General features: G+C 38.5%; 16 protein-coding genes. 1 reads left to right on the plus strand and 15 read right to left on the minus strand.

What is annotated here, in order from left to right:
• Nucleotides 1–591: hypothetical protein (locus ACQKOG_RS13810; protein WP_427447035.1), on the plus strand; the 591-nt coding region annotated here is incomplete at its 5' end.
• A 49-nt stretch (nt 592–640) separates the two neighbouring features.
• Here ACQKOG_RS13810 and ACQKOG_RS13815 read toward each other — a convergent pair.
• From ACQKOG_RS13815 to ACQKOG_RS13885, 15 genes are all read right to left on the minus strand, one after another.
• On the minus strand, nt 641–1,924 hold the full coding sequence (locus ACQKOG_RS13815; protein ID WP_370083007.1) for a methyl-accepting chemotaxis protein: 1,284 nt from the start codon (nt 1,922–1,924) through the stop codon (nt 641–643).
• Between the two features lie 8 nt (nt 1,925–1,932).
• Complete coding sequence (locus tag ACQKOG_RS13820; protein WP_427447037.1) at nt 1,933–2,373, minus strand: low molecular weight protein arginine phosphatase; 441 nt, start codon at nt 2,371–2,373, stop codon at nt 1,933–1,935.
• Nucleotides 2,374–2,397: 24 nt separating this feature from the next.
• Complete coding sequence (locus tag ACQKOG_RS13825; protein ID WP_370083011.1) at nt 2,398–2,895, minus strand: manganese efflux pump MntP family protein; 498 nt, start codon at nt 2,893–2,895, stop codon at nt 2,398–2,400.
• A gap of 396 nt (nt 2,896–3,291) precedes the next feature.
• Nucleotides 3,292–4,326 (minus strand): L-threonylcarbamoyladenylate synthase, encoded by a 1,035-nt coding sequence (locus ACQKOG_RS13830; protein WP_370083013.1) that lies wholly within the window; start codon nt 4,324–4,326, stop codon nt 3,292–3,294.
• 101 nt (nt 4,327–4,427) lie between these two features.
• Nucleotides 4,428–5,039, minus strand: coding sequence for a stage II sporulation protein R (locus ACQKOG_RS13835; RefSeq protein WP_427447040.1), 612 nt, complete (start codon nt 5,037–5,039; stop codon nt 4,428–4,430).
• A gap of 44 nt (nt 5,040–5,083) precedes the next feature.
• Nucleotides 5,084–5,944, minus strand: coding sequence for a peptide chain release factor N(5)-glutamine methyltransferase (gene prmC, locus ACQKOG_RS13840; RefSeq protein ID WP_427447042.1), 861 nt, complete (start codon nt 5,942–5,944; stop codon nt 5,084–5,086).
• Nucleotides 5,931–7,007, minus strand: a complete 1,077-nt coding sequence (prfA, locus tag ACQKOG_RS13845; RefSeq protein WP_370083019.1) for a peptide chain release factor 1 — start codon at nt 7,005–7,007, stop codon at nt 5,931–5,933. The genes prmC and prfA overlap by 14 nt, the downstream gene beginning before the upstream one ends.
• 185 nt (nt 7,008–7,192) lie before the next feature.
• Nucleotides 7,193–7,765 (minus strand): thymidine kinase, encoded by a 573-nt coding sequence (locus ACQKOG_RS13850; RefSeq protein ID WP_249075164.1) that lies wholly within the window; start codon nt 7,763–7,765, stop codon nt 7,193–7,195.
• A gap of 308 nt (nt 7,766–8,073) precedes the next feature.
• The gene (gene rpmE / locus ACQKOG_RS13855; protein WP_100543414.1) at nt 8,074–8,277 is read right to left on the minus strand and encodes a 50S ribosomal protein L31; all 204 of its coding nucleotides are present in this window, start codon (nt 8,275–8,277) and stop codon (nt 8,074–8,076) included.
• Between the two features lie 156 nt (nt 8,278–8,433).
• Nucleotides 8,434–9,222, minus strand: a complete 789-nt coding sequence (locus ACQKOG_RS13860) for a hypothetical protein (RefSeq protein WP_370083022.1) — start codon at nt 9,220–9,222, stop codon at nt 8,434–8,436.
• A gap of 463 nt (nt 9,223–9,685) precedes the next feature.
• Nucleotides 9,686–10,969 (minus strand): transcription termination factor Rho, encoded by a 1,284-nt coding sequence (rho, locus tag ACQKOG_RS13865; RefSeq protein WP_370083024.1) that lies wholly within the window; start codon nt 10,967–10,969, stop codon nt 9,686–9,688.
• A gap of 247 nt (nt 10,970–11,216) precedes the next feature.
• Nucleotides 11,217–12,173 (minus strand): class II fructose-bisphosphatase, encoded by a 957-nt coding sequence (gene glpX / locus ACQKOG_RS13870; RefSeq protein WP_370083026.1) that lies wholly within the window; start codon nt 12,171–12,173, stop codon nt 11,217–11,219.
• 95 nt (nt 12,174–12,268) lie between these two features.
• A complete protein-coding gene (locus tag ACQKOG_RS13875) occupies nt 12,269–13,555 on the minus strand; it encodes a UDP-N-acetylglucosamine 1-carboxyvinyltransferase (protein WP_370083028.1) in 1,287 nt (428 codons plus the stop codon).
• A gap of 62 nt (nt 13,556–13,617) precedes the next feature.
• The gene (fsa, locus tag ACQKOG_RS13880; protein ID WP_370083030.1) at nt 13,618–14,268 is read right to left on the minus strand and encodes a fructose-6-phosphate aldolase; all 651 of its coding nucleotides are present in this window, start codon (nt 14,266–14,268) and stop codon (nt 13,618–13,620) included.
• A gap of 281 nt (nt 14,269–14,549) precedes the next feature.
• Entirely contained in the window at nt 14,550–15,404 is an 855-nt protein-coding gene (locus tag ACQKOG_RS13885; protein WP_370083032.1) for a class II fructose-bisphosphate aldolase, read from the minus strand.
• Nucleotides 15,405–15,824: the final 420 nt, after the last annotated feature.

Consider the following 15,824-nt stretch of genomic DNA (forward strand, 5'->3'; position numbering starts at 1 on the left):
TCTGATCACTTCATCCGTCGCTTCGGCAGTTCTTTCCGTCGTTGCCGCTCTTCTTTCCGTCGCTTCGAATTCTATCCGTCACTCCTGCTCTTCTTTCCATCGTCCTGGTCGCTTCATCCGTCGCTTCGGCAGTTCTTTCCGTCGTTGCCGCTCTTCTTTCCGTCGCTTCGAGTTCTATCCGTCACTTCGACTCTTCTTTCCGTCGTTTTGGTCGCTTCATCCGTCGTTTCGGCTCTTCTTTCCGTCGTTCTGATCGCTTCATCCGTCGCTTCGGCAGTTCTTTCCGTCGTTGCTGCTCTTCTTTCCGTCGCTTCAAATTCTATCCGTCACTTCGACTCTTCTTTCCGTCGTTTTGGTCGCTTCATCCGTCGCTTCGGCAGTTCTTTCCGTCGTTGCCGCTCTTCTTTCCTTCGCTTCGAGTTCTATCCGTCACTCCTGCTCTTCTTTCCGTCTCTTCGCCTGTTCCATCCGTCGTTACTGCTCTTCTTTCCGTCGCTTCGAATTCGATCCGTCGCTTTGCCTCATCTATCAGCCACTATCACCTCTGGGGGCACCATAAACAACCTCATACAACATAAAAAAAAACTGTAGCAAACTCGAACCTCATTCGAGTTTATCTACAGTCTAAAATCTTCACCATTTATGCTTGTCTATCAAATTGTTGAATCATTTTATGCAGCTCTTCTGATTGTTTCTTTAAACCTTCTGCTAGTTTTCCTATTTGTTCAATTGCGTATGCTTGTTCTTCTGCTGCACTGCGAACTTCTTGTGCACCTGCTGACGTTTCTTGAGCAATGGCTGCAACCTCTTGAGATTGACGAGCAGTTGTTTCAATATTATGCATTTGCTGCTCAATAAGTGTAGAAATTTCTACAATCGCTGTCGCCATTTCATGTACACTTGAAGACATCCCTTCAACTGCTGTTGTTGTTTCTGATACACGTGCGGCTTCTTTTGTCGCAAATGTCACCTGTTGGTTCATTTGTTTTACAACAATTTCAACGTTTTGTTGCATGGATTGAATAAGGGAAGTAATGCCCTGTACCGCCTTCGCACTTTCATCCGCTAAACTACGAACTTCTTCAGCTACAACGGCAAAACCTTTGCCATGTTCACCAGCACGCGCTGCTTCGATTGAAGCGTTTAAAGCTAGTAAATTTGTTTGTGCTGCAATATCACCAACTAAGCTAATGATGCGCTCTACCTGTCCAGCATTTTCCTCTAATAGATGAATGCTTTCTAATGCCTCAGTATTGCCAGCCGCGATTTGCTGAATACTATTCACTAATGTTTCGATCGCTGTTGTTGTTGTCGTTAAATTATGTAAAATCTCTTTAGATTGCGTTGCTGATGCCTCTGCTCTACTATTAACTTCTGTCGCGAGAGCTCGTACATCTTCAATTGCTTCAGCTGTATCTTGGACTGCCGTTGCTGATGTCTCTGCACCAGAAGAAATATGCTTTACTGTAGAAGCAATATTCTCTGCTTTTTTTGTTGCAACAGCTGCTTCATCAGATAGTTGGATAATGGATTGATTGGTTTGCTGGAAGTTATTATCTATACTTTCCACCATTCCTCTTAAATTCAACACCATTTGTTGGAATGCCTCTGCAACAGAACGAATCTCATCACTTGTTTTCGGCATTTCTACATCTTGGCCAATTTTCCCTTCTGCTACACGGGAAGCTGAATTTTCGAGCTTCTGTAAAGGTTTAATTAAGATTACGCTGAAAACTGCAGCCAAAATACCTGACCACGCAATCCCTGACACATAAGTGAAAATTTCAAACAGTTTACGATTAGTCTCTGGGAAGAAGGTAGGTTGTAAATATTCGATAAATATAAAACTAATACTGTATGTGATTAGTGCAAGAATACCGACAAATAATACTAGTTTAAGTCGTAAGCCAAACTGTTTTTTCATAGAGACCCTCAATTCTCTTCAATTTTTTTTACTAATCGTTCTACCAATTCTGTTAATTCTGCAAATGTTTCTATATATATTTCTTTACTACCACCGTAAGGATCTACAACATTTCCTACGCTACCTTCGCTTGTATACTCTTTTAAAGTAAAGACTTTTTGTTGTGCATTTGGATAATTAGCGATTATTGTGTCTTTGTGAGCTGTTGTCATTGTTAAAATTAAATCAGCCCACTCCATTTCAGTTATTGATAATTGTGTTGCTAAATGCTGATGCGTCATATTTGCTTCATATAATACTTGTTGTGCATGTGCAGACATCCCCGCATTTGGCATGGCATAAATGCCCGCTGAACGGACCTCAACATTGTCAGTTTGTTTATGTTTGAAAATAACCTCTGCCATGGGACTGCGACAAGTATTTCCGGTGCAAACAAATAGTATTTTCATACTTATCACCCTCCATTATTTTCTCTATTGCCGGATAGCTAGTACACTCATAATGATAAAAAAAATCCCTGTAATGATTTGAAATTTATTGCCAAGTAAGACCTGACTTCTTCGTGCAATGACTAATGACCCATAAGAGCAAATAAGCGCACTTACACCTGCACTTATAATAAATACTGTTTTCTCTAAGTGTAGCATACCAAAAGAAACACTTACTGAAAAGGTATCTAGGCTTGCAGTCACAGCTAAAAGTATTGGTGAAATAGTAACCTTTTCATCTTTTCGCGAAAATAATAGTAAATGTAAGCCCATGCAAAATAATAAAATACTTGAAATCCATTGTCCCCACTCTAAGAAGAAATGCACTAAAAAGTGTCCTAATTCGAAACCTAGTAACGGGAAAAGCATATGCAAAGCAGCTGTCCAAACTGATAAAAAAAATCGATATCTAACATTTGGTATTAATACATATAAACCAATCACATCTACAGACGTTAATATACCTGCAAGAATCCCCTGCAAGAAAGCACTCCTTCGCTCTCTAATATTTTATCATCTTATGCTCGGAAATACAGTATTATCATAATACATTTTCCTTACATCTAAGTGTTAAAAGTCACTCCAACAATGAACAATCACCTTCATTTATAGTAAAAACTTGCTAGGCTTTTTAAAGCTATAGATCAAGGTCTATGCAGATTTTTATCCCGCATTAACGGGCAGTAATTGACCTGTACCGAAAGGGAAGCGTCAGGTACAAGACTCCCACCTCACACATGCAGAGAAATTTACTGCCCGTAAAGCCCGATTGGTGAAGACTAATGATCAGCGGGGTTGATGTTAACGTTTCCTTTATCTTGAATACAAAAATAGCATGCCAGAAGTTACTTCTAGCATACTATTTTTATAGGTATTTTATTAACGAGTATACCATTTTCCTCCGGCTGCTTTCTCAAGACGATTCATAATTGCAGCTCCTACACCTTCAGTCGATGTAGTAGTCGCCAGGATAATTGTAGCTGTTGTTTTATCGCAAGCTCTTAGAGCATGATACAATGTTGCACCCATTTCTTCTTTACTACCGGCCTCTCCTACTGAGAAATAAAAATCAGCCTTGCTATCAGCAAAGCTAGCTGGTGCAAGTAACGCTACTCTATGCCCTTGTTTTTGTAATTGATGTACAGCCTCATGGACTTTCTCCAAATCACAATCGATTAATAGCACAGGGGCGTTAGGAGCATAGTGTGTATATTTCATACCAGGGGCTTTTGGAGTAGCCTCTAATTTCTGCTCTATTTTTGAAGGTTGCAGTACTTGACCAATCTTAGCCTCTAACATTTCCTTCGTAATTCCGCCTGGACGCAAAATTACTGGAGGTTCGTGTGTAACATCTAACACTGTGGATTCAAGTCCAATCCCAGTAGAGCCTCCATCTAAAATATAAGGTATGTACCCTCCCAAATCATCTTGAACATGTATTGCTTCTGTAGGACTTGGCTTTCCACTACGATTAGCACTCGGCGCAGCAAGTGGCTTTTTTAATTGTTGAAGTAAGGCAAGCGCAACTGGATGATCCGGCATACGAATGCCGACAGTCGATAGACCAGCTGTCACACTGTCCGCCAGCACATTTGGCTTAACGGGCATTACAAGTGTTAGTGGACCCGGCCAAAATAAATCCATGCATTTTTTGGCTACTTCAGAAATATGCTCTATATAAAGTTCAGCTTCCTCTTGCGTGCCAATGTGGACAATTAGCGGATTGTCAGAAGGACGACCTTTTGCTTCAAATATCTTTTTGACTGCCGTGTCATTTGTTGCAACAGCTCCTAGGCCATAAACCGTTTCTGTTGGAAATGCCACGACCTCACCTGCATTTAAGATATCCACAGCTTGTGTATAATTTGTCCGACTATTCACATTACTGTCCACAATCTTGCAAACGGTTTCCATAATTAAAACCTTCCTTCAATTATTCGTTTTTACTGAATTATCCACATAATGTTTATAACTTATGAAAAATTGTGCATAAGTTGTCTGAATTCGTGAACAATTCATTCAAAAAGACCTTTAATCCATTCCCATATAAAAAATGTAACGTGTTCCTTCTCTTCTTTCACTTCTTCTTTTACTTCTTCTTTCGCTTCTACTTTATCAGGCTCACAAATTGATGGGAATACGCTACACCACCAGTTATCACCACGTGCATCACCGATTTTCACGACAATCGAATGATACAAATTTTGTGGATAAAGTACAGCGTCCTTTCTCTTTGGTGGAAATAAGTTATCCCCAAGTACAACTTGTGTATCCAGCTGTGGATAATTTTCTTTTATTTCCGCTTCAATTTCTTGTTTTAATAAAAGCATTTGCTCATTATCCACAGTTTTAGCTCCAGCACTAGCTACTACTTGTGTAAAATAGGGCTTTAAATTTTTGACAAGCTGTTCTTTTTCAAGCTGATCCTGATTCGTATTGCTATTGGCAATAACGCGTATACGAAAATCATTTTCTTGCTCATGATTGATAGACGCTTTCACAAAACCTACTAATGTTGGAATATATAAAACACATAATTGTAAAGCAATCGCAATAAATACTAATCTTGCAAAAGCTAGAATGATATTTCGTTTAGGTAATCTAATAATCTTGTATTCGTTTAACATAAAAATCCCTCCTTGCTCAACATTGTTGGCAAGAAGTAGATACTTTATACATGAATTTCACAAAAAATCATTCGAGGCTTACCATTTATATCTTTTTCTATCGAAACTGTAGCCTGCGGAAAACTATTTTTAAAGAATTGAGCCACCTGCTCTCCTTGTGTATAACCGATTTCAAGACCAATGAGCGCGGGTTTATTCATAAGGGACGGAAGCTGCTCAGCCAACTTTCTATATAAAATAAGTCCGTCTTCTTCTGCAAAAAGAGCACTATGCGGTTCATGCTCTAGCACGGTACTCGACATCTCTTTCTCCTCATCAAAAGCAATATACGGTGGATTCGATAACACGATATCAAATTTCTCACCTGCCAGAGGTTTCGTTAAATCCCCTAGTCGAAAATCAATATCCGCTGCTAATCTTTGTGCATTTCTTTGTGCTGTAGTTAAAGCAGCTTCGGATAAATCAGTAGCTACGACTGTTAGCTCTGGACATTCTAGCTTCATAGAAATAGCAATTGCACCACTACCAGTTCCGATGTCTGCAAGCTTCACTGCTTGATCATTAAATATTTTGTTCATACGATTAATTGTTCCAAGCACTAATTCTTCGGTCTCGGGCCTTGGAATAAGTACTGACTCATCGACAATAAATGAACGGCCATAAAATTCTTCACTACCGAGGCAATACTGTACAGGTCGTCCACTTACATGCTCTTCGATGAGTTCTTTAAATTTTTCTTTTTGTTCAGCCGTTAATTTATCTTGAAGGTGTAACATTACTTCTGAATAGCTAGTGCCAAGTATATGCTGCATGACAATACGTGCTGCCGTTTCCTCACGATCATTATCCACTAAAAAAGAAGAAGCCCATTGAAGGGCCTCCATTACACTATTATAGGTCATCATTTAATCGCTCTAGCTTTGATGCTTGCTCCTCTAAAATGAGCGCATCAATAATTTCGCCTAGTCTACCTTCGACGATTTGATCTAGTTTTTGAATCGTTAAACCAATACGGTGGTCTGTTACACGGTTTTGTGGATAATTGTATGTGCGAATACGCTCAGAGCGATCGCCTGAACCTACAGCTGATTTACGTGTGGCATCGATTTCCTTTTGTGCTTCTTGCAAATACATATCAGCAACACGAGCACGTAGAATTTTCATTGCCTTTTCACGGTTTTTAATTTGTGATCGTTCATCCTGCATCGAAACAACAACACCTGTCGGTAAGTGAGTCATACGGACAGCTGACATCGTAGTATTTACCGACTGACCACCGGCACCAGAAGATGCAAAAGTATCAACTCGGATATCTTTTTCATGGATTTCAACATCTACTTCTTCAACCTCAGGTAAGCAAGCTACTGTCGCTGTCGATGTATGAATACGGCCTTGAGATTCTGTTGCAGGTACACGTTGTACACGGTGCGCACCATTTTCAAATTTGAATTTTGAATATGCACCTTGACCGTTAATCATAACAATAACTTCTTTATAGCCGCCCATTGCGTTTGGCGTCGCTTCCATTATGTCAATTTTCCAGCCTTGTGTCTCTGCGTAACGAGAGTACATACGGAACAAATCACCAGCGAAAATATTCGCCTCGTCTCCACCAGCTGCTCCACGAATCTCCATAATAACGTTTTTATTATCATTAGGGTCTTTCGGAATTAATAGAATGCGTAAACGTTCTTCTAACTCTTCTTGCTGTTCTTTTAGTAGATTGAATTCTTCTTTCACCATCTCGTGCATATCAGGATCTTTTTCACTATCTAGCATTTCACGTGTTTCAGCTAATTGCTCTTTTACATTTTTATATTCACGATAAGCATCTACAGTTTCCTGGATATCTGATTGTTCTTTAGAATATTCACGTAGTTTTTTACTATCATTCACAATATCTGGATCACTCAAAAGCTCTGTTAGCCTTTCGTAACGATCCTCCACTGCTTGTAATCGATCGAACATGGATTTCACCTCTATTAAGTTTTTATGAAGTTTGCTCTTTAGTAATTGCAGAGAAACTTTAAATTAGAATTACGCTAAGCGCGTAAGAATATTTTTTGAACATTTTTCATTTCCACTACTTAGTATAAGGAAATTTCCGCATGTATGCTACTTTTTCTTAGTTCTATCAACTGAATCTTTGTGCATTATAGCGGCGGATGCGTGTGACATTTTCGACAAACCGGATAGTAGGAATCATTTCCTCCAATTTGAATTTGATCACCTGTATAAACAGGCTTTCCACTTTCATCAACACGTAAATTCATTGTCGCTTTTTTATGACAGAACCAGCAAATCGTCTTCATTTCCTCAATTTTATCTGCATATGTAAGCATGTACTGACTGCCTTCAAATAACTCATTTTGGAAATCGTTTTTTAGACCGAAGCCCATGACTGGAATATCTAACTCATCTACGATATAGGCTAACTGCAAAACATGCTCTTTTTTTAGAAATTGTACTTCATCAACAAGTACGCAATATGGTTTTACAGCATTGTTTTTTACTAGCTCAAAAATATTTGTATCATCATTAACAGGAATGGCTTGTTGACGTAAGCCTACTCGACTTGAGATAAAGCCTACTTCATCTCGCGTATCTATGCCTGGTGTAAACATCATTACAGGTTTTTGTTGTTCTTCATAGTTATGCGCAACTTTTAGAATTTCTATAGATTTACCACTATTCATTGCACCGTGTTTAAAATATAGCTGTGCCATTTTGTCTTCTCCCTTTCTTCATGTCGATCTGGATACTGAAAAGACTCGCATCAGGGTTTCTTAACTTCTTTCATCAGAAGTCTCCCACCTCTTTAGATGTTGAGATGAATACGGATTTAATCTACTTTTCAACAGGTGTCCAAATGCCCCCTGAAAGAAGTTAAAGCCTCCGGCGGATGTCACGGAATCGGAAAGGAGTTCTTTGTGCAAGCACAAAGCCGATATCGGACGCAATTATGCCGAGGCATAATTGATTATACTGAAAAAAATACCTGCCAAGCACATGCTTGGCAGGTATTAAACTAACATTAGTTTTTAAGACCGTATTTTTTGTTGAAACGATCCACGCGACCATCAGCAGACGCGAATTTTTGACGGCCAGTATAGAATGGGTGACATTCGTTGCAGAACTCGACAACGATGTTTTCTTTTACTGAACCAGTTTTGAAAGAATTACCGCAAGAGCAAGTTACTGTTGCTTCTTTGTAATCTGGATGAATTCCTTGTTTCATATTCGTTTTCTCCTCTCGCCCTGAACCATCTGGAACAGAGTATTATCGAACTGTACCTTACATAGCCCGAATATGTCGGCTACATATGTACACGTTGCATACTTTGCTATATTATCATATAAAATATACATTTGACAATAGTTAATGATTAGTTTTTTATAACAAATAATTTAAATATCGCCCTATTGCAGAGTCAATAATAAAAGAGAAAATAATTTTAGATAAAATACCTGCTACTACTAAATAGAAAATAAAACCATAAAAACTATCAATAGTTTTAGATTTATTACTTAACAACTTAATAATGACAAAAATAGGGATGATTCCAATAACTAATGCAACCCCACCGTATATCATCATTATTGAATACTTAAATGATTTAAATAACCCAAATAAAATACTTAAAACCGCAAAGGCTATAGGTAGTGTATAATAGTTTCCTATTTTACTAATAACATTTGTAAAACTTTGACTTTCTGAAAATAGCTTTGAGGTTAAGAATATACCTAAGACACTTATTGCTATTAGTAAAGATATTAATAATGACATATAAAAGAATACTTGAATAAAAGATGGACTAAAGCTTTCGAAGAAACCAAATCCTCCAGAAAAGAAATTTTTCGTTAATAAGTATACTGATATTGCTGTTAATACAACATAGATAATCATACTAGCAAGACTATTTTTCCAAGTAGCTTCTACATTAAAATTTGCGGATGGCATTTTTAATTGTTCTAAAAAATAATTAAAGTATAACTTAGAATTCTTTTTAATTAATTCCATTTGCTCATTATTTTGCGTAGTTCCCTGAACAGTCTGATCATCATCACTCATGCTATCCATTGTTGCTGCTTGTTCACGTGCAGCATTTTCAAATGGAGTCCCACATTTCCCACAGAATTTTCCTTCTTCCTGTGAATGACCACATGTTATACAGTCTTTCATAAACACACCTCATTATAATTTTGTCTTTTTCGTATCTAAATCAACAATCATACGAAAAGACCTATTTCTTTTACGTTCATAATTAGTAGAACTGTAGTAGCTGGGGATTTATCGAGGGGCTATTTCTTGATGATGCTGAGGATTTATTTCGGTTCATTTTCCTCAGATTTTTTTGTAGAGTAATTACCACAGTTTATACAAAATAATACTTCTCCACTTTTTACTCCCTTCATTTTTTCATAAAATCCCATTACTGAGCATAATCCCCTGTATATTGTAACAAAATTATACAATACAAATTTATGAAATAATAGATTAAATTATTATGATTATAATCAGCTCAGCACTTTAATGTGTGGTCATTTCTGTTCCGACTGGGAATAGATTTCTTATAATTTCAAACTAACAAATAGAACATCAAAAAAATCACCATCGACTATTGCTAGTCAACGGTGATTCATGTTTATAGTAAGCCCTTACCTTTAGTAGCTTTTTTCATATCTTCATTTAACTTTTCAAAGAATTCTTCATTTGAATTTGTCGTACGTAATTTTTTCATGAAGCGCTCCGCGAAATCAGGTGCGTCCGAGAATGTTTTACGAATTGCCCATAGCTTTTCAAGTTGCTCAGGCTCAAGCAGAAGCTCTTCCTTACGTGTACCTGAACGGCGGATATCAAGCGCAGGGAAAATACGACGCTCTGCTAATTGGCGATCAAGGTGAAGCTCTAAATTACCTGTTCCTTTAAATTCTTCATAAATGACCTCATCCATGCGAGATCCTGTATCCACTAAAGCTGTTGCTAAAATTGTTAAGCTACCGCCTTCTTCAATATTACGTGCAGAACCGAAGAATCGTTTTGGTCTATGGAAGGCAGCAGGATCAATACCGCCTGAAAGCGTACGACCGCTCGGAGGAATAACTAAGTTATACGCTCGAGCTAAACGTGTAATAGAGTCCATTAAAATAATAACATCACGCTTATGCTCAACTAAGCGTCGTGCACGTTCTAATACAATTTCTGCAACTTTCACATGATTTTCTGGAACCTCATCGAAAGTCGAGCTCACTACATCTGCATTCACAGAACGTTCGATATCAGTTACTTCCTCAGGGCGTTCGTCAATAAGTAAGACAATTAACTCTGCATCCGGATAATTTGTTGTAATAGCATTCGCGATTTCTTTTAATAATGAAGTTTTCCCTGCCTTTGGTGGTGCAACGATCAATCCACGTTGCCCAAAGCCTACAGGTGCCACTAAATCCATAATACGAGTCGATAAATTACGTTGTGTTGTTTCAAGCTTAATTTGGCGATCAGGATATAAAGGCGTTAATGCAGGAAAATGCACACGTTCCTTTGCTACTTCTGGGTCTTCGCCGTTAACAGCATCTACCTGTAGTAGTCCATAATAGCGTTCGTTTTCTTTAGGTGGACGTACTTTACCAGATACCTTGTCCCCATTTCGTAAGTCAAAGCGACGAATTTGAGACGCAGAAATATAAATATCTTCTTTACTTGGAGAATAGTTAATTGGTCGAAGGAAGCCAAAGCCCTCTTGCGAAACAATTTCTAGTACACCTTCCATAAAGAAATAGCCCTCTTGCTCCGAACGTGTTTTCAAAATAGCAAATATTAATTCTTTTTTCGTTAGCTTGCTATAATATGAAATTTTGTATTGGCGTGCAAGGGCGTAAAGCTCTTTTAACGTCATGTTTTCTAATTGAGCGATTGTCAATGCAGACATATGCACAACTCCAGTCTTTTTCAAAATATAATTGCTGTTTTTGGGGTTAACAAAGAAGTTTTTTTTACGATAGGCTCTGTAGTCTATTCGTACCTGTCAGCTTGAATCAGAGCGATAGGTACTTGAATTAACTATGCAAAACAATGAAGCATAATATAGCCTTATAAAACTATGGGATGGTTGAAAATTTAGAAGAAGGTACCTAGCGCAAAAAGATGCACTAGGTATATTTTAGAAGAAATTTTTATTAATAGCTAGGTTTTTTATCAAGAGCGTGACGACCTTCTACAAAACGCACAGTTCCAGATTTAGCTCGCATAACAACTGAATGTGTTAATGCATAGGCTCCTTTATACTGCACACCTTTTAAAAGCTCACAATCTGTTACAGCAGTCGCTGCAAAAATAGCATCGTCACCTTTAACTAGGTCATCTAAATAAAGAACTTTCTCTACATCTACACCCATTTTTTTGCAACGTTCTAACTGTTCCTCATCTTCTGGGACTAGCTTCGCTTGGAAGTCTCCACCTAGACATTTTAATGCAACAGCTGAAATTACACCCTCTGGTGCACCACCTGTACCAAACATAATATCAATGCCAGTTTCATCAAAAGCAGTATTGATAGCTGCTCCAACGTCGCCGTCTTGAATAAATTTAATACGTGCCCCAGCTTCTCGGATTTCATCAACAATTGCTTGGTGACGTGGTCGATCTAAAAGTGTAGCTACTACGTCTGAAATATCTTTATTTTTAGCTTTTGCTACCTGTAATAAATTATACGTAACAGAAGCGTTAATATCTACCTTACCTGCTGCCTCTGGTCCTACTGCAATTTTTTCCATGTACATATCAGGTGCGTTTAACAGATTACCTTTATCTGCAATAGCAAGAACTGTCATTGCACCATTTGTACCCTTCGCTACAATATTTGTACCTTCTAATGGGTCAACTGCGATATCTACTTGAGGACCTCCATTACGTAGGCCAAGCTCTTCACCAATATAAAGCATTGGTGCTTCATCCATTTCGCCTTCACCAATCACCACTGTAGCATGCATTGGAATTGTATCGAACATTACACGCATCGCTGTCGTCGCTGCATCATCTGCCTCAATTTTCAAACCGCGACCCATCCATTTCCCGGATGCGATTGCTGCTGCCTCTGTTACTCGTACTACTTCCATCGATAAACTACGTTCCATTGTTTTATTTGCCTCCCGTTATCGGCATTTTTAATCGCCGAAACATTCAAATTACCTCTATTGTAACATAGTTAGTTCAAAACTTTTAGCTCTCATTATTCCTTTGCCTCTGCTACGCGGGCCATTATTGTTTCACGTCGAATATCAGCGCCTAAATCACGTAATTTCTCAATAAGTGAGCTATAACCACGCTCAATATGATAGATATCATGAATTTCCGTTTCACCTTCAGCTAACAGGCCTGCTAATACTAATGCGGCACCAGCACGAAGATCGGTAGCAGTTACAGTTGAACCATGTAATTTACTAGGCCCTGTAATAATAGCTGTATTGCCTTCAACGCGTGCATTGGAATTCAAACGACGAAGTTCATCAATATGCTTAAATCGAGCTGTATAGATTGTATCTGTTATCTTTGAGGAACCAAATGCTTGAGACATTAAAACAGAAAGTGGTTGCTGAATATCAGTTGGGAATCCAGGATACACTAATGTTTTCACATCAACGGCTTGCAATGTGGAGAGATCCGTTTTTGGCACAAAAATACTTTCTTCACCGATTTCAATTTTCACACCCATTTCACGAAGCTTTGCAATAATCGCCTCTAAATGCAATGGAATAACATTATCAATTGTAATGCCTTCACCTAAAGCGGCAGCCATAATCATAAATGTAGCAGCTTCAATACGATCTGGAATAATCGTATGCTCCGTACCATGAAGTTCCTCTACACCTTCAATACGGATAACACTTGTACCTGCACCTTTAATATTAGCTCCCATGTTAGTGAGAAGAGTAGCTACATCAATAATTTCCGGTTCTTTTGCTGCATTTTCAATAACCGTACGTCCCTTCGCAAGGACTGCAGCTAACATAATATTAATTGTTGCACCAACACTGGCAACGTCTAAATATATTTTTGCGCCAATTAATTCATCAGCACGTAAATAAATTGCTCCATGCTCATTAGTGATTTTCGCACCTAATGCCTCAAAGCCTTTTATATGTTGGTCAATAGGACGCGGCCCTAAGAAACAGCCTCCTGGTAAACCAATCACAGCTTTTTTAAAGCGGCCTAGCATTGCTCCCATTAAGTAATAGGAGGCACGAAGCTTTTTCACGTTGCCGTTTGGTAATGGCAATGCAATCATTTCTGTCGGATCTATGGTCATTATGCCATCCTCAAATGACACTTCTCCACCGATTTCCTCTAATAATGCCTTTAACGTCCATGCATCAGAAATTTCTGGTATCCCTCCAATTGTCACTGGAGAGTTCGCCAAAATTGATGCTGGAATTAAGGCGACTGCACTATTTTTTGCACCACTAACTTTTATTGTACCCTTTAGACGATTTTCGCCTGTAATTTTATAAACATCCATTTCGCGTTCTCCCTCATGATTGGAAAGTAATTTTTCTGCAATTGGCTCACTATATAATCTTATTATTTGCCTTTTCTCTTATTCCAATCCGTTAAAAATCCTTCAATTCCTTTTTCCGTTAATGGATGATGGAAAAGTTGCTTTAATACTTTAAAAGGAGTAGTTGCAATATGTGCACCAGCAAGTGCTGCCGCTGTTACGTGCTGTGGATGACGAATAGATGCAGCGATAATTTGCGTATCGATATTATGGATTGTGAAAATATCTGCAATCGTTTCAATTAGTTCTACACCGTTTTGCCCCATATCATCTAGACGACCGATAAATGGTGATACATATGTAGCACCTGCACGAGCAGCCATTAATGCTTGGTTGGCACTAAAGATTAATGTTACGTTCGTTTTAATACCTTTGTCTGCAAAGAAGCGACACGCCTCTAAGCCAGCTGGAGTCATTGGCAGTTTAACTGTAATATTTGGAGCAATTTCAGCCAATTCTAAGCCTTCTTTAATCATACCTTCCGCATCTAGAGCAATTACTTCCCCACTCACTGAGCCATCTACAAGCTCTGTGATTTCACGAAGTCGATCATGGAAAGAAACGTTCTCTTCTTTAGCAACTAACGATGGGTTTGTCGTAACACCTGATAAAATACCCCATGCGTGTGCTTCTTTAATCTCTTCAAAGTTTGCTGTATCAATGAAAAATTTCATTATATTCCCTCCTGATCACTGTTTGGTTCATTACCATAACTGGGTTGATTTTCGTTCCGATTGGGCGCTTTACTAGGGCCGTTCAGTTGAATCGGAAATCAACTATTATACATTACATTCGTTTTAACACAAATGCCATCCCCAACTTTTGGTGATGAACCCCATATTTAAATTTTCGCCAAAAATTTATCATTTCAAAAACAAGAGAAGGTCGATAACAGCATCAACACTTCTCTTATTTTGTGTATTCATCTGATCTTTTGTACTTTTAGATACAAAAATTATGCTTTTTGCGCACTACCAAATTCACGGATTTTCCCGATAACTGTTGTTTTAATCGCTTCACGTGCTGGAGCAAGGAATTTACGAGGGTCATAAACAACTTTATCTTTATCAAGAACTTCACGGATTACTTTAGTAGCAGCAATTTGATTTTCAGTATTGACGTTAATTTTTGCTGTACCTAATGAAATTGAGCGTTGGATATCTTTTGTTGGAATTCCTGTACCACCATGTAATACTAATGGTAAATCTGCTAATTTAGAGATTTCTTCCATTTCTTTAAAACCTAAATTTGGTTCTCCTTTGTAAGGACCATGTACAGAGCCTAGTGCTGGCGCTAAGCAATCGATATCTGTTAACTCAACCATTTTACGGCATTCCTCTGGATCAGCGTACATAATACCACCGATAACGCCATCCTCGTCACCGCCTACTGTGCCAAGCTCCGCTTCAACAGAAACACCTTTCGCATGAGCGTACTCAACTACTTTTGAAGTAGTCGCAACATTTTCCTCGAATGGATGATGAGATGCATCAATCATAACCGAAGTAAATCCTGCATCAATTGCTTCTTTACATTTTTCAAAGCTTGAACCATGGTCAAGATGAATAGCTACAGGTACTGTAGTGCCATAAGATTCCATCAAACCTTTTACCATGTGTACAACGGAGATGAATCCGCCCATATATTTACCTGCGCCTTCAGAAACGCCTAGAATAACTGGAGATTTTTCTTCTTGTGCTGCTTGTAAAATTGCTTGAGTCCACTCAAGGTTGTTGATGTTGAACTGACCAACCGCATAACCTTCTGCTTTTGCTTTAATTAACATCTCTTTCATAGATACTAATGCCATACTAAAAATCCTCCTCTTAGGACTATTCTTTTACATAGATATGCTATTCAATCATAGCAAAAACAAAGTAACCTGAAAAGCATTTCAGGTTACTTTGTTTTCTGCACGAAAGCGAAGTGCAACGGAGCGACAGTGCCAACCGCAATGGAGTGCAACGGAACGAAGGTTTAGCCCCTGAAAAGCAGGGGCTGTTATTTTCTACACGAAAGCGAGCGACAGCGTCAAACCGCAGTACAGTGAAACGAAACGAAGGTTCTAGTTGCTGGGACAAAACTCGTCAAAACCTTAAAAAGCGCGAGAAATCAATTTAGAAACGTTGATTTCTTGTGCTTTTTTGATGTTAAATTTTGCGTAAAAAAATATGCTTATGTCATAAGCGGCGCAAATTATCAGTGCGGTCAGATAGTGTTGCATGAAGGT

Source organism: Lysinibacillus sp. NPDC093216 (genome assembly GCF_050280325.1).
Lineage (GTDB): Bacteria > Bacillota > Bacilli > Bacillales_A > Planococcaceae > Lysinibacillus.